Source organism: Bariatricus massiliensis (genome assembly GCF_900086725.1).
GTDB lineage: Bacteria > Bacillota > Clostridia > Lachnospirales > Lachnospiraceae > Allocoprococcus > Allocoprococcus massiliensis.
In genome coordinates, this window is sequence record NZ_LT574836.1 from 107,630 (window position 1) to 127,577 (window position 19,948).

The window sequence follows — 19,948 nt, forward strand, 5'->3', positions numbered from 1 at the left end:
GGAACAGAAGATGCAGGCTAATGTGTTGGAACGGGAGCTGACAAAAGCCAATGAGAAGATGCAGGATATTATCAACGCCATACCGGGCGGGGTAGCAATATATAAGGTTTCTGACATTTTTGAAACGGTATATTTCTCCGATGGCGTGCCGGAACTGTCGGGGTATACGGTGGAAGAATACCATGAATTAATTAAGAAAGACGCGGCGGAAATGACTTACTGGGAGGACACAGAGATGGTGGTGTCAAAAGCCAGAGAAGTCATCCGTACTCATGAGGTTTCCCAGATTGAATTTCGTAAACAGCACAGAGACGGGCATATTGTCTGGGTACGTGTCCAAATCAAATGGATAGGGGAAGAGGACGGGTGCCCGCTTCTGCATTGTGTGTTCCATAATATTTCTGATTTAAAAGAAGCGAAACTGGAATTGGATCATCTTGTGAATTCCATTCCCGGGGGTATTGCCAGCTATCAGATTGAGGAATCACGCATTTCCCTTACCTACTTTTCTGATGGCGTTGCGTCATTGACGGGCCATACGAGAGAAGAGTATGAGCAGATAGTACGGCAGGATATGCCCGGTATTGTCTATTCTTGTGATAAAGAGAGGGTAAAAGCAGCGCTCAAGACGGCGCTTGAAAGCGGGGAGACGATGGATATATCTTTCCGGGTGTGGCACAAGGAAGGGAGGCTGATTTGGATTCACCTCAATGCCCGAAGAATGGGTCCGAGGGCAGGTAATATGAAGTTCTATGCTGTCTACACAGGAATGTCGGGTGAGTCACATTTGATGCAGGCTATTTCTAACGAAACTGCCGAGGGTATTTATGTGATAGATAAGAGCAACTATGATCTGCTCTATGCCAACGAAGCAAGCGGACTATTTCTGGAGGGAAGAGACTGTGTGGGGCAGAAGTGCTATGCCGCTCTTCACGGAAAAGATGCTCCTTGTGAATTTTGTACTCTGCAAAATCATGCGCCGGATGGGAAGGAGCATGTGATGAAAATCGAGGAGACCGGGAGATATTACAGTACCCGGTTCCGTGAGACAAATTGGAATGGTCTGGAGGCTTATGTCAGGTCTGTCAGGGAAATCACCGATGAAGTGCTGAGCCGCATGGAGAAAGAAAGGCTTGAAAAATATTTTCAAACTGTACTGCAGCATCTTCCGGGAGGGGTAGCGGTAGTCTGTTATGATAAAAAAGATGGTGTCATGAAACCAGAGTTTTTATCAGAAGGATTTGCCGCAATGACAGGCATGCCGCTGGAGGAGGCATGGGATTTATACCGGAACGACGCTATGTCGGGAGTGCATCCGGAGGATCAGAGATATGTCAATGAACAGATGGAGCTGTATATAGCCAGCGGGGAAAGCCACTGTGAGATTGTATACCGCATAAAAAAGGGCGCCGATGAATATGTGTGGGTGAAAAATGTACTCTCACTGATTGAAAGTAAGGGTGGAGAGAGAAGAATATATTCCGTATATCAGGATATGACAAAGCAGCTGGAAGAACAGAGCAGGCTTCGGCAGCAGTATCAGGATTTAATTATGCAGCATTATCGTGTTCAGGAGCCAAACACACTTGTTTTGGGACACTGTAATATCACCCAAAATTTAATTTTGGAAATTATCGACCACACGGATTCTGATCTGCTGGAGACATTCGGTGTTGTAAGGGAAGAATTTTTTACTGGAATAAGCAGCCTTATTGTAGAGGAAGAAGAGCGCAGTGCGTTTTTGAAAATGTACTTGAACAAGCCGGCGCTGGAAGCGTTCGAGAGGAAAGAAACGGAACAGAAACTTTCTTGTTTTGTCAAGCTTCCAAAGGAAGAGCGGGGAAGATATGTCCAGATAGTGGTAAATCTTGTGGCTACGCCGGACAGTGGAGATGTCACGGGGATTTTGACTATCACAGACATTACAGAGAAGACGATAAGGGAACGTATATTACACAGATTGTCGGCGGCTGGCTATGATTTTATCGTAGATGTGGATTTGACAGAGGATACTTACACGGTTTTAATGAGTAATGATGAGGATGGTTTGTCTCCCAAAAACAAAGGAAGCCATTCACAGTGGATTGCTTATATGATGGAGAAGAGAGTGGTTCCAAGCGACAGGCAGCGGTACATCGAAGGGCTGGCGCCTGAGCATATGCTGGAACGTTTGGAAAAAAGAGGGACTTATACGTTTGCGTTTTCGGTCTATGATGATTGTGGAAACATCCGGACAAAGAATATCACGGTTTCAGCCGCCGACCTCCGTCTGGGAAGGGTATGTCTTTCAAGAGCGGATATTACGGACTCGGTCAGGGAGCAGCAGGGGCTTTTGCATGTGATAGCTTACACGTTTGAATTGGCTGGTTTCGTCAATATTGAGAACCACAATCTCACTTTGTATTCAAGGAAGACGGTACTTGCCAATTTGCCGCCTTACTTCGTGGAAGATTATACGGAGGCGATTCAGCGTTTCGTGGGAAAGTATGGTGCGGATACGAATCTTAGTAATGCCCGCGAGGAGTTCCAGATTGATACGATGATAAGATGCCTGCGTGAAAAACCGCAGGGATATGATTTCCTTTTTTCCTATAAGAATGGGGAGGAGCGGTATAAACAGATAAATGTTATGTGGGGAGATGTGAACCACAAGACAATCTGTCTTGTAAGAGCGGATGTCACGGATATGCTTGCGGCCGAACGGCAGACAAAGAAGACGTTGGAAAATGCGCTTGCGTTGGCGGAGGAAGCAAGCAGAGCAAAAAGTGAATTTATGTCGGCCATGAGCCATGATATTCGTACGCCGATGAATGCTATCATGGGCATGACCACGCTGGCACAGGCTAATTTGGGGGACAGAGAAAAAGTAGAAGGATATCTGCGTACGATTGAGCTCTCTTCCAGACATTTGCTCAGTCTTATAAATGATATCTTAGATATGAGCAAGATTGAGCGGTCTCAGATAAGTTTGAACAGGATGAGAATTTCCATCAGAAAATTGATAGAACAGATTTCTGCCATTATGGAGCCGCAGGCGAGGGAGGCGGGCCTTGAATTCACAGTGGACTGCGGAGAGATAGAGCATACTTGGTTTTACGGGGACGGGCTGCGCATCAATCAGATTCTGATTAATATACTCAGTAATGCAGTGAAATACACACCCGAGGGAGGCAGCGTAGAGTTCAAGGTGGAGGAGATTCCATCCTTGAAGGATAGTGCTGGGATACGCTATCGTTTTATCGTGAGCGATACGGGGGTAGGGATGTCGGAAGAGTTTCTTGCCCATGTTTTTGAACCGTTTATGAGGAGCAAGAGTTCGTCGCTGGTGGAAGGCACAGGGCTGGGGCTCAGTATCACAAAGGGGCTGGTCGAGCTTATGGGAGGCCAGATTTCTGTGGAGAGCACAGTCCATCAGGGAACCAGATTTCAAGTAGAACTGGAAGTGGAAGGCCTGAAACAGTGGGAAGAGAATCCCCGGGAAACTGATACGGGACGTTCTCTCGATGTTGCGGATAAAGCAATATTTGAGGGACGTTTGTTTCTGGTGGCGGAAGACAATGCAATCAATGCGGAAATTTTGTGTGAGCTGCTGGCGATGTATGGGGCAAAGGCTGTGGTGAAGCGGGATGGATTTCAGGCAGTTCAGGAGTTTGCTTCTAAGCCGGCCGGAATATATGATGCAGTGATGATGGATATACAGATGCCTGTCATGAATGGATATGAAGCGGCCCGGGCTATCAGGAAGATGGAAAGGCCGGACGCCGCAGGCATTCCAATTATTGCGATGACTGCTAATGTCTTTGCGGAAGATGTGAGGGAGGCTGCTGCCGCCGGAATGAATGGACATATAGCTAAACCTATTGATATTGAAGTGATGAAGCAGACCCTTTGGAAGGTATTGAACTGCAGTTAGCCTTTCATGTTTGGAAAATAATAAAATTTATTGGAGGAGAACAGGATGTTTAAAGACAAAGCCGTGATTGGCATTATGCCTTTATATGATACGGAAAGAGATAGCTATTGGATGCTTCCCGGCTATATGAAGGCGCTGGAGGAGCAAGGGGCGGTTACACTTATGCTGCCCTTGACGGATAAGGCTGAGGAATTGGAGTACTTTCTGGAGACTTGTGACGGGTTTCTTATGACGGGAGGGCCTGATGTGGATCCGTCTTTATATGGCGAAGAGAAGAGCAGCAACTGCAAGGAAACGGTGCCTCTCCGTGATGCAATGGATAAGTATATTCTTATCCATGCAGTAAAGAAGAATAAAGCGGTGCTTGGAATCTGCAGAGGAATGCAGATGATGAATGCGGTTTTTGGGGGAAGCCTATACCAAGATTTGGGGACGGAGGTTCCGGAAAATATAGGACATCGCATGGAAGCCCCCTATGACAGAAAGGCCCATTGTGTGAAAGTGCTGGCGGATACGCCGTTGGCAGCAGTGCTGGGGGCTGAGGAATGCCCCGTTAACAGTTGTCATCATCAGGCAGTAAAGAAGCTTGCGGAGCCGTTCGGGATTATGGCGCAGGCCGAGGACGGGATTATTGAGTCCATCTACATGCCGGAGAAGCGTTTCGTATGGGGCGTACAGTGGCATCCCGAATTTTCGTATCGCAAAAGTGGGGAGAGCCGGAAGATCTTAGGAGCTTTTTTAGAAGCGGCAAAAGAGGATGATGCAAAGTAAAATGGCAAACAGAGATTTTAGGAGGTACATAACATGAGGAATATGATTGGATACTGTGGGCTGGACTGTGAAAAATGTGACGCATATATTGCAACAATCAATGACGATCAGGCATTGCGTGAGAAGACTGCAAATTTGTGGGCCGAGTTAAATAATGCCCCCATTCTCCCTGAACATATCAACTGTGAGGGCTGCCGTGTTGATGGGGTAAAAACGGTATACTGCAATAGCCTTTGTGGCATTCGTCAGTGTGCGTTGAAAAAAGGTATGGCAACATGTGGCGAATGTCCAGATATAGAAAAGTGTCAGACTGTTGCAATGGTAATCTCAAATGATCCGGACGCTCTGAAAAATCTGAAAGGATAAACGGTGTCATTTGAAGATAATATATGAGTGAATGGTAAATTCCGGTTCGTAGCACAGCGGGGTAGGTCAAACCTACCCCGCTGTGCTGGTTATGTCCACAAGTGTGTATATGGAAGAAAAACACAGAACAAATGTTCATATTTGCTCTATACTTTTTTTTGTTGTTATGGTATACTATCTACGTTAGTGAACAAGTATATTTTTAGGACTTTTTTACAGGTCACAGACGGAGGTGGATATATGCCAGAGTTTAAATTACAGGCCCCATATCAGCCGACAGGCGATCAGCCACAGGCTATTGAAGCCTTAGTAAAAGGTTTCAAAGAAGGCAATCAATGCCAGACTTTACTAGGGGTTACGGGTTCAGGAAAGACATTTACAATGGCGAATGTCATTCAGGAATTACAAAAACCAACGCTCGTAATCGCTCATAATAAAACACTTGCTGCTCAGTTGTATGGGGAGTTCAAGGAGATGTTCCCAGAGAACGCGGTGGAGTATTTCGTCTCCTATTACGATTATTATCAGCCGGAGGCATATGTTCCGTCTTCTGACACATACATTGCCAAGGATTCGGCTATCAACGATGAGATAGATAAGCTGCGCCACTCTGCCACAGCGGCACTTTCAGAGAGAAATGACGTTATCATCGTAGCCAGCGTATCTTGTATATATGGATTGGGAAGCCCCATCGACTATCAGGAGATGGTTATCTCACTGCGCCCGGGGATGACGAAAGACCGGGACGAAATGTTAAAAAAACTAATTGAGATTCAATATGAACGGAACGATATGGATTTTAAGCGTGGTACTTTCCGGGTACGGGGGGATGTGGTGGAGATTTTTCCTGCATACTCTGAAAAGATTGCGTTCAGGATTGAATTTTTCGGCGACGAGATAGAACGGATTACAGAAATCGATGTTTTGACCGGAGAGATTCTTAATTCGATTGGCCATGTTCCTATTTTCCCGGCCTCGCACTATGTTGTATCTAAGGACAGCATGGAGCGTGCTATCGTGGAAATTGAGAAGGAACTGGAAGGGCAGATACGCTATTTCAAAGGCGAGGACAAGCTGCTCGAGGCACAGCGTATATCGGAGCGGACGAATTTTGATATAGAGATGATGCGTGAGACAGGATTTTGTTCAGGAATTGAAAACTATTCCCGCCATTTGACCGGGTTGAAAGAGGGAGAGCCGCCCCACACGTTAATTGACTATTTTCCGGATGATTTTTTGATGATTATTGATGAATCCCACAAAACAATTCCTCAGATTGGAGGCATGTATCACGGAGACCAGTCGAGAAAATCAACCTTGGTGAATTATGGGTTCCGCCTTCCCTCGGCCAAAGACAACCGGCCGTTGAATTTTGAAGAGTTCGAGGGTAAAATTGATCAAGTCATGTTTGTGTCCGCGACTCCCGGGACGTATGAGGAGGAGCATGAGTTGCTGCGTGCAGAGCAGGTCATCCGGCCCACGGGGCTTCTTGATCCGGAGGTGGAAGTGCGCCCGATAGAGGGACAGATCGACGATTTGGTCGGGGAAGTCAATAAGGAGACCGCAAAGAAGAACAAGGTGCTTATTACCACGCTCACGAAACGAATGGCGGAGGATTTGACGGACTATATGCGGGAGCTGGGAATCAGAGTCAAGTATCTTCATTCCGATATCGATACACTGGAACGCTCTGAAATTATCAGGGATATGAGGCTTGATGTGTTTGATGTCCTTGTGGGAATCAACTTGCTGAGAGAAGGACTGGATATACCGGAGATTACGTTGGTTGCCATACTGGATGCGGACAAGGAAGGATTTCTGCGTTCTGAAACTTCACTGATTCAGACGATAGGGCGTGCGGCACGTAACGCGGAGGGACATGTTATCATGTATGCCGATAAGATTACGGATTCTATGCGTGTTGCTATCGATGAGACAAAGCGCCGGCGCGCGGTACAGATGGCCTATAACGAAGAGCATGGCATCACTCCTCAGACAATCCAGAAGTCTGTTCGTGATCTTATCAGCATCTCGAAGAAGGTGGCGGCCGAAGAGCTCCGCATGGAAAAAGATCCAGAATCTATGAGCAGACAGGAATTGGAAAAACTAGTGAAGGATATCACAAAACAGATGAAGAAGGCGGCTGCGGAACTTAATTTTGAGGCGGCTGCGGAGTTGAGAGATAAATTAATAGAGCTGAAAAAGCAGCTCAATGATATGGAGTAACAGAGGTAAAGAGATGACGATGAAAAAGGATAACAGACAATATATTAAGATAAGAGGTGCCAATGAGCACAATTTGAAGAATCTGGATGTCAATATTCCCAGAAATGAATTGGTAGTGTTGACAGGGCTCAGCGGCTCAGGGAAATCTTCCCTTGCGTTTGATACGATTTACGCGGAGGGACAGAGAAGATATATGGAATCTCTGTCCTCTTACGCGAGGCAGTTTCTTGGACAGATGGAAAAGCCGGACGTTGAAAGTATCGAGGGGTTGTCGCCGGCCATTTCCATTGACCAGAAATCAACAAACAGAAACCCACGTTCTACGGTTGGGACGGTGACGGAAATCTATGATTATTTTCGTCTGCTTTATGCCAGAATCGGAATTCCCCACTGCCCAAAGTGCGGGAAAGAGATAAAAAAACAGACGGTAGACCAGATGGTGGACCATGTGATGGAACTGCCGGAAGGCACGAAGATCCAAGTGCTTGCACCTGTCGTAAGGGGAAGGAAAGGAACCCATGCTAAGCTGTTTGAACGGGCAAAGCGCAGTGGTTATGTGCGCGTGCGTGTGGACGGTAATATGTATGAGCTGACGGAGGAAATAACCCTCGACAAGAATATTAAACATAATATTGAAATTATTGTGGACAGACTTGTAGTCAAGCAGGGGATAGAGAAACGGCTCACGGACTCCATAGAAAGCGTACTGGCTTTATCAGAAGGGCTGCTGGTGATCGATGTGATCGGTGGGGAACCGATGAATTTCAGCCAGAGTTTTTCCTGCCCGGATTGTGGCATCAGCATTGATGAGATTGAGCCGAGGAGCTTTTCGTTTAACAATCCCTTCGGAGCGTGCCCGGAGTGTTTTGGTCTGGGGTATAAGATGGAATTTGATGAAGACTTGATGATTCCGGATAAAAGCATGAGTATTAATGAAGGGGCAATCGCGGTGACCGGCTGGCAGTCCTGCACGGATAAGTCGAGCTTTACCCATGCCATTTTAGAAGCACTCTGCGAGGAATATAAGTTCAGTCTGGATACGCCCTTTGAAAATTATCCGAAAAAGATTCACGACGTGTTGATTTACGGAACGAACGGGAAGGAAGTAAAGGTTCATTATGCCGGGCAGAGGGGCGTTGGTATATATGACGTTGCTTTTGAAGGCTTGATAAAGAATGTGGAACGGCGTTACCGTGAGACTGGCTCGGAGACGATGAAGGCAGAATACGAAAGTTTTATGCGTATTACGCCATGTCGTGAGTGTGGGGGGCAGAGGCTGAAAAAGGCAGCGCTGGCCGTGACGGTCGGGGATAAAAATATTTTTGAGGTGACGTCCATGTCCATTGAAACTTTGAAGACATTTATGGACGGTCTGGAACTAACAAAGACTCAGCTGCTGATTGGCGGACAGATTTTAAAGGAGATTACTGCGAGGATTCAGTTCCTTATTGACGTGGGATTGGATTACCTGACGCTTGCGCGTGCGACAGCCAGCCTGTCGGGCGGGGAGGCACAGCGAATCCGTCTTGCCACACAGATCGGATCAGGTCTGGTCGGAGTGGCCTATATACTGGATGAGCCAAGTATCGGGCTGCACCAGAGAGATAACGATAAACTTCTCGGCACATTGAAGCACCTGCGGGACTTGGGGAATACCTTGATTGTCGTAGAACATGACGAAGACACCATGCTGGCTGCGGACCATGTGATTGACATCGGCCCCGGCGCCGGAGAACACGGCGGCAGACTGGTCGCGCAGGGGACTGCCGAGGAGATTATGAAGGTGAAGGACTCCATTACAGGCGCTTATTTGAGCGGCGCAATCAAGATACCGGTGCCGAAGGAGAGGGCGGTGCCCTCCGGATGGATTAAGGTAGTAGGAGCGGCAGAAAATAACTTGAAGAACATTGATGTAAAATTCCCATTGGGAGTCATGACTTGCGTGACTGGTGTTTCGGGCTCAGGGAAAAGCTCCCTTGTCAATGAAATTCTATATAAGAAAATGGCCCGCAAGCTGAACCGGGCAAGGGTGATTCCCGGTAAGCATAAGGCCGTGGAGGGATTGGAACAGCTGGATAAGGTCATTGATATTGACCAGTCCCCTATCGGAAGAACACCCCGCTCTAACCCGGCTACTTATACCGGGGTATTCGATTTGATTCGTGATTTATTTGCGGCTACCGCGGATGCCAAGGCTAAGGGTTACAAAAAGGGGAGATTTAGTTTTAATGTGAAGGGCGGCAGGTGTGAAGCCTGCAGCGGAGATGGTATTCTTAAAATCGAGATGCATTTTTTGCCGGATGTTTACGTGCCCTGTGAAGTCTGTGGAGGAAAACGGTATAATAGAGAGACTCTGGAGGTAAAATATAAGGGAAAGAGCATCTATGATGTGCTGGATATGACGGTGGAGGAGGCGCTGCACTTCTTCGAGAATGTGCCCAGTATCCGAAGAAAGATGGAGACACTGTACGACGTTGGCTTGTCCTATATCAAGCTGGGGCAGCCGTCTACGACTTTGTCGGGCGGAGAGGCACAGCGAATCAAGCTGGCCACAGAGCTGAGCAAGCGCAGCACAGGTAAGACAGTGTATATTTTAGACGAACCTACCACGGGGCTTCATTTTGCGGATGTGCATAAACTGACGGAAATCCTGCATCGGCTGTCTGCGGACGGCAATACGGTGATTGTCATTGAACATAATCTGGATGTCATCAAGACGGCGGATTACATTATTGATATTGGCCCGGAGGGAGGAGACAGGGGCGGCACGATAGTGGCTACCGGAACACCGGAAGAAATAGCCGCCAATCCTAAGTCCTACACAGGAAAATATATCAATGCGATGCTGAAAAAGGGATAAACCTTAAGAAAATCTAAAATTAAAAAAAGTTCTTTCCATTTATTACAATTTTTATTATAATGAGATATGTATGTGACCCATACAGGTTTGTGGAGATGAAGTAACGAAAGATAATGGATATAGATAGTATAATGAAAGGGGAATCAGCATGTCAGTTGATATAGGAATCGATTTAGGAACAGCGAGTGTGCTCGTTTATGTAAAGGGCAAAGGTGTTGTGCTGAAAGAGCCTTCTGTAGTTGCATTCGACAGAGACACCAATGTTATCAGGGCTATCGGTGAAGATGCAAGAATGATGCTTGGACGGACTCCGGGCAATATTGTGGCTGTAAGACCGCTGAGACAGGGAGTTATTTCCGACTATACAGTTACTGAGAAGATGATTAAATATTTTGTTCAGAAGGCGCTGGGCAAGCGTACCTTTAAGAAGCCGCGCATCAGTATCTGCGTACCCAGCGGAGTTACGGAGGTAGAAAAGAAGGCGGTGGAGGAAGCCACCTTTGCTGCCGGAGCGCGAGAAGTGAATTTGATTGAAGAGCCGGTGGCTGCGGCTATTGGCGCAGGCATTGATATTGCTAAGCCATGCGGCAATATGATTGTGGATATCGGAGGAGGGACTTCTGATATTGCAGTTATTTCATTGGGCGGAACGGTTGTCAATACTTCTATTAAAATTGCAGGGGATGACTTCGATGAAGCCATTGTCCGTTATATGCGTAAAAAGCACAATCTTTTGATTGGAGAGCGCACAGCGGAGGATATCAAGATTAAAATAGGGACAACTTATCCTCTCGTGGAGGATGAGATGCTTGAAGTGCGTGGACGTAATCTGGTGACTGGCCTTCCTAAGACCGTGACTGTCACTTCCTCTGAGACAGAGGAAGCGCTCCGTGAGACTACGAGTCAGATTGTTGAGGCAGTTATTGCGGTTCTGGAGCGCACCCCCCCAGAGTTATCAGCGGACATTCTTGACAGAGGGATTGTCCTTACGGGTGGAGGCGCCATGCTGCGCGGGCTGGAGGAGTTGATTGAAGAGAAGACAGGAATCAATACTATGACAGCAGAAGATCCCATGAAGGTAGTGGCAATCGGTACAGGCCAGTTCGTGGAGTTCATGAGTGGAAGAAAGGACCTTTAATTGATAGCTGATAAGGTCTTGGGTTAGTTTGATATTGTCGCATATACATGTAGGCTGTCTCTGAGTAGGAGACAGCCTTTTTGGCAGGAGACTATATGGAAGTTATAAAAGGCTACGTGGAGCATATCGTGTTCCGCAACGAAGACAATGGTTATACAGTTTTTAATTTGAATAATGATGACGGTGATTTGACTTGTGTGGGCAGTTTTCATTATATTGCTGAAGGTGAGATGCTGGAACTGAAAGGCGAATATACGATGCACAGCGTTTATGGGATGCAGCTTAAAGTAAGCTCCTATGAAGTCAAAGCGCCGGAGGATCTGCTGTCAATTGAGAGATATCTAGGTTCCGGCGCTGTAAAGGGAATCGGAGCGGCGCTGGCAGGACGTATCGTGAAGAAATTCCGCGAGGACACATTCCGCATCATTGAGGAAGAGCCAGAAAGACTTGCGGAAATCAAGGGAATCAGTGAGCGTAAGGCCAGAGAGATCGCGGAGCAGGTGGAAGACAAAAAGGATATGCGTAAGGCCATGATCTACCTTCAAAAGTATGGAATCAGCACTACTCTGGCCGCTAAGATTTATCAGCATTACGGCCAGAATATTTATAAGGTGATGGAAGAGAACCCTTATCAGATGGCGGATGAGATTCAAGGAATTGGCTTTAAGACGGCGGATGAGATAGCGGCCCGCATTGGTATTCATACAGATTCAGATTTCCGTATTCGAAGCGGTATTTTTTATACACTGCAGCAGAGTGTGGCAGAGGGACATATTTACTTGACAAAAGATGCGCTCCTCTGCCGTGCAGCAGAATTGCTTGAGGTGGAAATACCAGATATGGAAAAATACCTTATGGACTTATCCATGGAGAAGAAGATTATTCTAAAAGAAGGAAATGACGGACTCCGGGTGTATGCGGCCCATTTCTACTACATGGAGCTGAATACAGCCAAGATGCTCCATGACTTGAATCTGGATTACGAGGAGGCGGATGTGGTAATCACGAACCGGTTATCGCAGATAGAGAAGAATACCGGGATGGAACTGGATGAGAAGCAGCAGGAGGCAGTAATCTCAGCCGTGAGGCACGGCATTATGGTGCTAACCGGGGGACCCGGAACAGGTAAGACCACCACGATCAACACGATGATTCATTATTTTAAGAGCGAAAATATGGAGTTGATGCTGGCAGCGCCTACAGGGCGTGCCGCCAAGAGGATGACGGAAGCTACCGGCTATGAAGCCCAGACAATCCACCGCCTTCTGGAGGTCAGTGGGAATCCGGAGGATGAGAATGCAAGAAATGGATTTGCGAAAAATGAGGAAAATCCGCTGGAAGCCGACGTGATAATAATCGACGAGATGTCCATGGTGGATCTGCCTCTGATGCATGCCCTTCTCCGTGCGGTTATTCCCGGAACAAGGCTGATTCTAGTGGGAGACTGTAATCAGCTGCCCTCCGTAGGCCCGGGGAGTATTCTCAAAGACCTCATTGCGTCACAATGTTTTTCGGTGGTGATGCTTACGAAAATATTCCGGCAGGCAAGGGAAAGCGATATTGTGGTCAATGCACATAAGATAAACAGGGGAGAACCCGTTGTACTTGACAATCAAAGCCGTGATTTCTTTTTCCTGAAGAGACAAGATGCCAATGTAATTATCAGTGTCGTGCTCACGCTTATACAAAAGAAACTGCCCAAGTACGTGGATGCCCAGCCATATGATATTCAGGTGTTGACGCCTATGAGAAAAGGACTGCTGGGCGTGGAGAGATTAAACGGAATCCTGCAGGAGTACTTAAATCCGCCGTCTCCCCAGAAGGCAGAGAAAGAATACGGGGACAGAATCTTCCGTGTCGGGGATAAAGTGATGCAGATAAAGAATAACTACCAGCTGGAGTGGGAAATCACCACTAAATTCGGGCTTGTTGTAGACCGAGGGACTGGGATATTTAATGGCGACATGGGAATTATTCGTGAAATCAATGCATATACTGAAACGTTGGAGGTCGAGTACGATGAGAAGCGTAAGGTGAAGTATCCGTTTGAACTGCTTGAAGAGCTGGAGCTTGCCTACGCGATTACGATACACAAATCTCAAGGCAGCGAGTATCCGGCGGTAGTGATTCCCCTTCTAAAAGGGCCGAGACAGCTGTTTCATCGGAACTTACTTTATACTGCGATAACAAGGGCAAGAAAGTGCGTGACATTGGTTGGAAGTGAGGAGACATTTCAGGGAATGATACAGAACACCAATGAACAAAACCGGAATACAAGTTTAGATGAAAGAATACAAGAATTTATTTTATGAGCTGCTCTATCCAAATGTATGTCCCTTCTGCGGCAGCCTTGTCAGGGAAGGAATGTGCGGAAAATGTGAGGAAAAAGTGGTCTATGTTCAAGAACCATATTGTAAAAAATGTGGCAAGCCCGTGCGTACAGAGGAGCAGGAATACTGCTTTGACTGTGGGAAAAACAGACATTATTTCACAGAGGGCAGAGCATTGTTCTTACATAAAAGTCCAGTTTCAGAAGCAGTTTATGCCATGAAATATCAAAACAGGAGAGTGTATGGACAATTTTTTGGCAGGGAGCTGGCAGAGAAGTATAATGGATTCATGGAAAAAAGAGGGGTTGAGCTTATCATACCCATACCGCTTCATAAGAGCAAAAAACGCCTGCGGGGATATAACCAGTCTCAAATTGTTGCCGGTGAATTGGCCAAACGGACTGGAATTCCTATGGATATGACGAAACTGGCGCGCAGAAAAAAGACAAAACCCCAGAAGAGCTTGGATGATAGACAAAGGAAAGCAAATATCAGCGGCGCGTTTTCCCTAAAGGGGGAGCTGGGGGGGAAGAAAAATATTCTGCTTGTAGACGACATATATACAACGGGGAGTACTCTTGATGAGGCGGCACGTGTGCTGCTGAACGGAGGGGCTGAAAATGTCTATTTTTTGACCATTAGTATTGGACAAGGATACTGATTTTTGCTATACTAAAAATAGCGCATATACGAGAGGAAAATATATCGAGGTGACTCTATGCTAAATGAAGACAAAGTAAAACTGATGACAAGAATGGCGATGTACGAAAGCAAGGAAGGCACGGAAGATTTTAAAATCAGTGCTTATTATAGAAAGGATTATTCGGGATTTCATACAATAGTTACGATAATATGGGTGACTATCGGCTATATCATTGCCGTAGGAATCGGGGCGGTCGCCTTTATGGATGAGATTATCAAACGCTTCAACATGTCGTTTCTCATTATGCTCTGCATTTGTCTGGTGACCGGATATATTGTAACGGTTGTCCTATACGGGATAGTTGCCTCCCAATTTTATCAAAAAAAACATAACGACGCCCGTCAGCGGGTGAAAAAGTTTAATCACGATTTGACCAGATTGAACAGAATGTATGAAAAGGAGATAAGATAATGAGCAGTTTGTTGGAATGGAAAGAGAAGTTACAGAAGTTTTATGCAAACCAATCCATTTATGTCGATAAAGCAATTCAGTTCATTCTGGGTTTTGTGACATTTTACTTGATTAATTCCAATATTGGATTGATGAAGGCCGCGTCAACGCCGGTGGTCACGGCGGCACTGGCAATCATTTGCATGTTTTTGCCGCCAGTATTTACCGCTCTCGCAGCGGCAGCGTTAATTCTGGCCCACTTATTTACACTCTCCATCGGAGTGACTGCAGTTTCAGCGGCAATCTTTATCATGATGTTTATCTTTTACTGCAGATTCACGCCGAAGCGGGCGTTGATCCTGCTGATTGTCCCGGTTGCGTTTATGCTGAAGATTCCTTATGTGGTGCCGATTGCCTGTGGGCTCGTGATGACTCCGGTAACGGCAATTCCTATTGTCTTTGGTACGATTGTTTATTATATGATATTTTGCGTAAAGAACTCAGCGGCGGCTATCACCGGGGCTGAAGGAATTAACGGACAGATTTCTTTGTTTGTCAAACTGGTTTTCCAGAACAAGGAGCTGTGGATAACGGCAGTTGCATTTATTATATGTGTTTTTGCCGTATATTTTCTGCACCGCATGTCCGTTGACCATGCGTGGAAGATTGCCGTGGCAGCGGGAGCTGTGATTAATATTGTCGTTATAGTGATTGGTGATATTGCGTTCAATATACATACATCTTATGCCCAGCTTATATTGGGCAATGTGGCAGCAGTGGTGATTGGGCTTGTGCTGGAATTCTTTGTGTTTTCTGTGGACTATTCCAGAACCGAACATTTGCAGTATGAAGATGATGAATATTATTACTATGTAAAAGCCGTACCAAAAATTTCTATTGCGGCGCCTGAAAAAACTGTGAAACGAATCAATGAACGGCGCAATACGCAGGATTTGGAATCCGAGGAAATCCGCAGAAGGGCACCGCGCAAATCAGAGGCCAGAAGGAATGTGAAAAGACGTCCTGATAGAGTAGAGCGCAGACCAGTGCAGCAGCGCAGGCCTCAGGTCTTGGATAACACAGATGAGCTTCTGCTTGCAAAGAGCCTGAAGGAAGAATTGGATATACAGAATATTGTCAATAAAGAATTAGAAGATAAATAAAACGTATACTGACACAGTATACAGGAAGGAGAATCAAGAATGAAGCAGTTCATCATGAAGTATTTGAATGAGTATATGACTGGATTTTATCTGCCCACATTGCGGTTGACAGATATTCTGGAAATCATTATCATTGCTTTTCTGCTTTATCAGATTATACTCTGGATCAAAAATACAAAAGCATGGATGCTTTTAAAAGGAATTCTTGTATTAGGTGTGTTCATTCTTGGCGCTGCAATTTTCCGTATGTACACCATATTATGGATTGCACAGAATCTTCTTCCAGTCATGGCCACTGCGGCTGTTATTATTTTCCAGCCCGAGCTGAGGAGAGCGCTGGAAAAGCTTGGGGAGAAGCAGTTTCTTACATCGGTCGTTCCGTTTGATAAAAAAGGGAGAGACAATGTACGTTTCAGTGAAACGACGGTAGACGGAATCGTGGAAGCTTCATTCGCCATGGGAGCTGTAAAGACAGGAGCCCTTATCGTGGTAGAACAGGCTATTATGCTCTCGGAATATGAAGTGACAGGAATCCGTCTGGACTGTATCGTGTCTCCGCAGGTTCTGCTCAATATTTTTGAGCATAACACACCGCTTCACGACGGCGCGATTATTATACGTGGGGACAGAATTGTATCGGCAACATGTTATCTGCCGCTTTCCGACAATATGGGAATCAGTAAGGAGCTGGGAACCAGACATCGCGCCGCCATCGGAATGAGCGAGGTGAGCGATGCTATGGTAATCGCCGTGTCAGAAGAGACAGGGTATGTATCGGTCGCGCTTGGCGGACAGCTGGTGCGCAATATTACTCCGGAATATTTGAGGGAAAGATTGGAGTCAATCCAGAATAGAAGGGCAGAAACAAGTAAATGGAAGACATTGTGGAAAGGAAGGCAGAAACATGAAAAAGGCGCTGACTAAGAATCTGGGTCTTAAAGTTTTGGCTTTGGTCTTTTCTGCACTTCTTTGGCTGCTCGTAATGAACATGGAAAATCCAATCATGAAAAAGACTTTTACCGGAATTCCGGTGGAAGTCATTCACGGTGAAGTGATTACCAATAAGGCCAAGACCTATCAAGTGTCGGATGATACAAAGACAGTATCTGTGGAGATTGAAGCGAAGCGTAAGACATTAAACTCAATACGAAGCGAAGATATAAAAGCTATTGCAGATATGCGGAACCTTACTAACAATTCGCTGGTAGAAATCAATGTAACAGTACCAAAATATGTAATAGAAGATGCCAAGGCGACACCGGCCAACGTTCAGGTGTCTATTGATGCCAACAAAAGTAGAAAAATGGCAATTACTGCCGTTACTTCAGGAACTCTGCGGGACGGGTATGTACTTGGTGAAGTGAAGGCTGATCCGGAGAAAGTGGAAATCAGCGGTCCGGAGACTTTGGTGAACTCAATCAGCAAGGTGGTTGCGGAAGTGGATGTATCCGGCTTGTCTCAGGATGAAGAGCTGAATGCAGAATTAATTATGTATGACGCAAACAACAAGATTATTGATTCTACTATGCTGGAGACCAATATTGGGCAGAAGGGTACCATTGTCAAAGTCAGCGTGAAGAAGACTGCAGCCGTAAAATTGGACTTTGATACCTCGCTGGTCAAGGCGGCAGCAGGATATCAGGTGGAGGAGATTACGATAGAGCCGCAGACCGTGCGTATTTCAGGGACAACGGAACAGCTGGCGTCTATAAGCAACATCGAGATACCAGCGGGAGTACTGGCAGTGAGCGGTTTGGAAGAGAAAACAGAAAAGAATATTCCACTGGAAGAAATCGCAGAGTACCTGCCGGATTGGGCAGAGGTGATAGAAGACAACCCGGGCAACATCGTGGTGACAATAGGGATTTCCATGCAGGGTACTAAGAATTTTGAAGTTCCGTTCAGCTCCATTTATTTGAAAAATGTACCGACTGGATTTAAAGCGGTTCTGGGCACTACGGGTTCTGTTGAAATTGTGGTTCAAGGGCCGGAAGAAGAACTGGAAAAATTGGAGCTGGATCAATCGGATGTGTCAGTGAACCTGCTGACGTATACGACCGCGGGAACGTATGAAGTGCCGCTGGAAGTCAATCTTCCGGAAAAGTGTTCCTTGGTATCGAATAATTATACTATTCAGATTACCATGGAAAAACAATAGAGGAGGCAGTTTATGGTTAGTCAAAAAGTAAAAATAATCAATCCTACGGGCTTGCATTTGCGCCCGGCAGGGCTGTTTTGTACAAAAGCATTGTGCTTTGAATGCAAAGTGACATTTTTGTACAAAAATGCAGAGGCAAATGCCAAAAGCGTTCTCAGCGTTCTGGGGGCTTGTGTGAAAGAAGGCGATGAGATAGAAATTATCTGTGATGGTGCCGATGAAGTAAAAGCTCTAGAGGCAATGGTGGAGCTGGTGGAAAGCGGGCTGGATGAATAATGGATATACGAGTAGGCCTGATTTTACGGGATATAGGGATAACGTCCCGGTATTCGGGTTATAGATATTTGCTGGATGCTGTACTTCTTGCCGTTGAGAACAAGGAAGGTCTGGAGCATATCACTAAGGACATATATCCTGAGCTTGCGAAACAGCATCATGCATCTGTCTGGATGATAGAGACTGATATACGTAAAGTGATTGAGAATTGCTGGAAAAAGACAAGGCCGGAGCGGCTTGAAAAATATTTTGATGAGAAAGCTTACGACAAACGGCCCACGAACACAGAATTTATTGGACGTTTGGCAGATTATCTGAGTACCGATAGTAATTAAAAGGTTAACATAATAAAAAGTGCCCGATGTGGCACTTTTTATTATGTTATGTGAAAGTAGTCCAAGAATGTCCGATATACAATATCCACGGGCAACGTGCTGCACAGTGGTGCTGGGCTGATATAGCCTGTCTGCATTAGCATAGAATCTGGATTATGTATCCAAAGTCCTACAATAACCGACCAAAGCATCAATCAGTTCGCTGGCACTTGGGCGGGATACTAATGGATATGGGAATATGGTCTCAAGGAGAGCTCGATTCCCCCTCTCCCAACAAGCATTAATTACCGTACGTAGATTGCGCTCCACGTTGTCCGGTGTGGTATGAAATTTCTCAGCGATTATCGGGTAGAGCTTTGTGCATACGGAGAGGAGAATGTCCTCGTTTTCTGATGCAAGATATACAGCTTCGATTAAGTAGCGGTATCCCAGATAAGTGGCGTTGATGCCGAGTGCGCGCACAGTTTGAGTTACTGTATCCATAATACTCCTTTCTCCTTACATTGAAAATCATATATTATAATACAACAAAAAAGCCAAAAAAGTAATATGGGGACGTAAAAAGTCATTGTTCGACAAAGAAAGACAGGCGATTATAAAATGCTGCATAAATTCGTGGAAACACAACTACGAAAGCTCAAACAGAGAAAAGGTTTTCAAGAATAAATGAGTATGTTATAATAAAAAATGTCAGTTGTAGATTTTTTTTAGAAACGAGGAGCATTAGAATATGAAAAAAAAGGGAATTGTATGTGGAATAATGTTACTTTTGATTAGTTTGACATCATGTGGACAGCAGAAGAATGCTAATAATGAGGTGGACAAACCGCAAGATTCTGTTGTGAGTGAAAAGGATAATGAACAAGAAACATCCAAGGAAGAAGATGAGGAGAACGGTAATAATGAATTGAATGAGCCGGACCATGAAGTAGAAACGGAATCGCAAGGTACTATAAGTATTAGTGTGTATTATCCACACGAAGAAAGCGGAGAATTAGTTTCTAAGTCTGTGGCGATAGAAAAGTTAGATGCACAACTTATATGGGAAGAGTTGCAGAAAGTGGGAGTGGTAGAAGATAAGACAGCCGTTCTGGGAATAGAAATTAACAGTGGTAATAGCACAATAGACTTGGATTTGAACGAGGCATTTGGTATCCAATTAAGAAGTATGGGGACAACAGGAGAAAAGGAACTTCTAAATTCTATTGTTAATACTTATCTGGATGCGTTTCAATGCGATAAAATAAAGTTAACAGAAGAAGGGGGCGTGTTAGCTTCTGGACATAAAGAGTATGAAGGATATTTGGGTAGAGAATAAG

At 45.6% G+C, this 19,948-nt stretch carries 16 protein-coding genes; 15 read left to right on the top strand and 1 reads right to left on the bottom strand.

The window, feature by feature from the left end; translation table 11 throughout:
* The first annotated feature begins 10 nt into the window (after positions 1–10).
* From BN6465_RS02210 to BN6465_RS02275, 14 genes are all read left to right on the top strand, one after another.
* Positions 11–3,913, top strand: a complete 3,903-nt coding sequence (locus BN6465_RS02210) for a PAS domain-containing hybrid sensor histidine kinase/response regulator (RefSeq protein WP_082891568.1) — start codon at positions 11–13, stop codon at positions 3,911–3,913.
* A gap of 45 nt (positions 3,914–3,958) precedes the next feature.
* The gene (locus BN6465_RS02215) at positions 3,959–4,684 is read left to right on the top strand and encodes a gamma-glutamyl-gamma-aminobutyrate hydrolase family protein (protein WP_066731305.1); all 726 of its coding nucleotides are present in this window, start codon (positions 3,959–3,961) and stop codon (positions 4,682–4,684) included.
* Between the two features lie 33 nt (positions 4,685–4,717).
* Positions 4,718–5,050, top strand: coding sequence for a DUF3795 domain-containing protein (locus BN6465_RS02220; protein ID WP_066731306.1), 333 nt, complete (start codon positions 4,718–4,720; stop codon positions 5,048–5,050).
* Positions 5,051–5,290: 240 nt separating this feature from the next.
* The gene (gene uvrB, locus BN6465_RS02225; protein WP_066731308.1) at positions 5,291–7,276 is read left to right on the top strand and encodes an excinuclease ABC subunit UvrB; all 1,986 of its coding nucleotides are present in this window, start codon (positions 5,291–5,293) and stop codon (positions 7,274–7,276) included.
* A gap of 13 nt (positions 7,277–7,289) precedes the next feature.
* On the top strand, positions 7,290–10,136 hold the full coding sequence (uvrA, locus tag BN6465_RS02230) for an excinuclease ABC subunit UvrA (RefSeq protein ID WP_066731310.1): 2,847 nt from the start codon (positions 7,290–7,292) through the stop codon (positions 10,134–10,136).
* A 148-nt stretch (positions 10,137–10,284) separates the two neighbouring features.
* Positions 10,285–11,274 carry a rod shape-determining protein gene (mreB, locus tag BN6465_RS02235; protein WP_066731312.1) on the top strand — a complete coding sequence of 330 codons (990 nt, stop codon included), beginning with the start codon at positions 10,285–10,287 and terminating at the stop codon, positions 11,272–11,274.
* A 95-nt stretch (positions 11,275–11,369) separates the two neighbouring features.
* On the top strand, positions 11,370–13,586 hold the full coding sequence (gene recD2, locus BN6465_RS02240; protein WP_066732713.1) for an SF1B family DNA helicase RecD2: 2,217 nt from the start codon (positions 11,370–11,372) through the stop codon (positions 13,584–13,586).
* Positions 13,558–14,265: a ComF family protein gene (locus BN6465_RS02245; protein ID WP_066731313.1), complete on the top strand. Its 708-nt coding sequence runs from the start codon at positions 13,558–13,560 to the stop codon at positions 14,263–14,265. Before recD2 ends, BN6465_RS02245 begins: the two co-directional genes overlap by 29 nt.
* Before the next feature lie 57 nt (positions 14,266–14,322).
* Entirely contained in the window at positions 14,323–14,718 is a 396-nt protein-coding gene (locus BN6465_RS02250) for a hypothetical protein (RefSeq protein ID WP_066731316.1), read from the top strand.
* Positions 14,718–15,860: a hypothetical protein gene (locus BN6465_RS02255; RefSeq protein ID WP_066731317.1), complete on the top strand. Its 1,143-nt coding sequence runs from the start codon at positions 14,718–14,720 to the stop codon at positions 15,858–15,860. The genes BN6465_RS02250 and BN6465_RS02255 overlap by 1 nt, the downstream gene beginning before the upstream one ends.
* Before the next feature lie 39 nt (positions 15,861–15,899).
* Entirely contained in the window at positions 15,900–16,784 is an 885-nt protein-coding gene (cdaA, locus tag BN6465_RS02260) for a diadenylate cyclase CdaA (RefSeq protein WP_066731319.1), read from the top strand.
* The gene (locus tag BN6465_RS02265) at positions 16,765–18,018 is read left to right on the top strand and encodes a CdaR family protein (RefSeq protein WP_066731320.1); all 1,254 of its coding nucleotides are present in this window, start codon (positions 16,765–16,767) and stop codon (positions 18,016–18,018) included. Before cdaA ends, BN6465_RS02265 begins: the two co-directional genes overlap by 20 nt.
* Before the next feature lie 12 nt (positions 18,019–18,030).
* Positions 18,031–18,294: an HPr family phosphocarrier protein gene (locus BN6465_RS02270; RefSeq protein WP_066731322.1), complete on the top strand. Its 264-nt coding sequence runs from the start codon at positions 18,031–18,033 to the stop codon at positions 18,292–18,294.
* On the top strand, positions 18,294–18,629 hold the full coding sequence (locus BN6465_RS02275; protein WP_066731324.1) for a sporulation initiation factor Spo0A C-terminal domain-containing protein: 336 nt from the start codon (positions 18,294–18,296) through the stop codon (positions 18,627–18,629). The genes BN6465_RS02270 and BN6465_RS02275 overlap by 1 nt, the downstream gene beginning before the upstream one ends.
* 153 nt (positions 18,630–18,782) lie before the next feature.
* Here BN6465_RS02275 and BN6465_RS02280 read toward each other — a convergent pair whose 3' ends face one another.
* Positions 18,783–19,112: a sporulation initiation factor Spo0A C-terminal domain-containing protein gene (locus BN6465_RS02280; protein ID WP_066731325.1), complete on the bottom strand. Its 330-nt coding sequence runs from the start codon at positions 19,110–19,112 to the stop codon at positions 18,783–18,785.
* A 247-nt stretch (positions 19,113–19,359) separates the two neighbouring features.
* On the opposite strand from BN6465_RS02280, the gene BN6465_RS02285 reads away from it, so the two are divergent.
* The gene (locus tag BN6465_RS02285) at positions 19,360–19,947 is read left to right on the top strand and encodes a GerMN domain-containing protein (protein WP_066731327.1); all 588 of its coding nucleotides are present in this window, start codon (positions 19,360–19,362) and stop codon (positions 19,945–19,947) included.
* Position 19,948 lies beyond the last annotated feature (1 nt).

Excerpts from the sequence above, each read along its gene's own strand:
- BN6465_RS02245 (WP_066731313.1), top strand. The coding sequence starts at position 13,558 with ATGAAAGAATACAAGAATTTATTTTATGAGCTGCTCTATCCAAATGTA.
- recD2 (WP_066732713.1), top strand. The coding sequence starts at position 11,370 with ATGGAAGTTATAAAAGGCTACGTGGAGCATATCGTGTTCCGCAACGAA.
- BN6465_RS02220 (WP_066731306.1), top strand. The coding sequence starts at position 4,718 with ATGAGGAATATGATTGGATACTGTGGGCTGGACTGTGAAAAATGTGAC.
- BN6465_RS02280 (WP_066731325.1), bottom strand. The coding sequence starts at position 19,112 with ATGGATACAGTAACTCAAACTGTGCGCGCACTCGGCATCAACGCCACT.
- BN6465_RS02255 (WP_066731317.1), top strand. The coding sequence starts at position 14,718 with ATGAGCAGTTTGTTGGAATGGAAAGAGAAGTTACAGAAGTTTTATGCA.
- BN6465_RS02275 (WP_066731324.1), top strand. The coding sequence starts at position 18,294 with ATGGATATACGAGTAGGCCTGATTTTACGGGATATAGGGATAACGTCC.
- BN6465_RS02250 (WP_066731316.1), top strand. The coding sequence starts at position 14,323 with ATGCTAAATGAAGACAAAGTAAAACTGATGACAAGAATGGCGATGTAC.
- uvrB (WP_066731308.1), top strand. The coding sequence starts at position 5,291 with ATGCCAGAGTTTAAATTACAGGCCCCATATCAGCCGACAGGCGATCAG.
- BN6465_RS02265 (WP_066731320.1), top strand. The coding sequence starts at position 16,765 with ATGAAAAAGGCGCTGACTAAGAATCTGGGTCTTAAAGTTTTGGCTTTG.
- cdaA (WP_066731319.1), top strand. The coding sequence starts at position 15,900 with ATGAAGCAGTTCATCATGAAGTATTTGAATGAGTATATGACTGGATTT.
- BN6465_RS02285 (WP_066731327.1), top strand. The coding sequence starts at position 19,360 with ATGAAAAAAAAGGGAATTGTATGTGGAATAATGTTACTTTTGATTAGT.
- BN6465_RS02215 (WP_066731305.1), top strand. The coding sequence starts at position 3,959 with ATGTTTAAAGACAAAGCCGTGATTGGCATTATGCCTTTATATGATACG.
- BN6465_RS02270 (WP_066731322.1), top strand. The coding sequence starts at position 18,031 with ATGGTTAGTCAAAAAGTAAAAATAATCAATCCTACGGGCTTGCATTTG.
- uvrA (WP_066731310.1), top strand. The coding sequence starts at position 7,290 with ATGACGATGAAAAAGGATAACAGACAATATATTAAGATAAGAGGTGCC.
- BN6465_RS02210 (WP_082891568.1), top strand. The coding sequence starts at position 11 with ATGCAGGCTAATGTGTTGGAACGGGAGCTGACAAAAGCCAATGAGAAG.
- mreB (WP_066731312.1), top strand. The coding sequence starts at position 10,285 with ATGTCAGTTGATATAGGAATCGATTTAGGAACAGCGAGTGTGCTCGTT.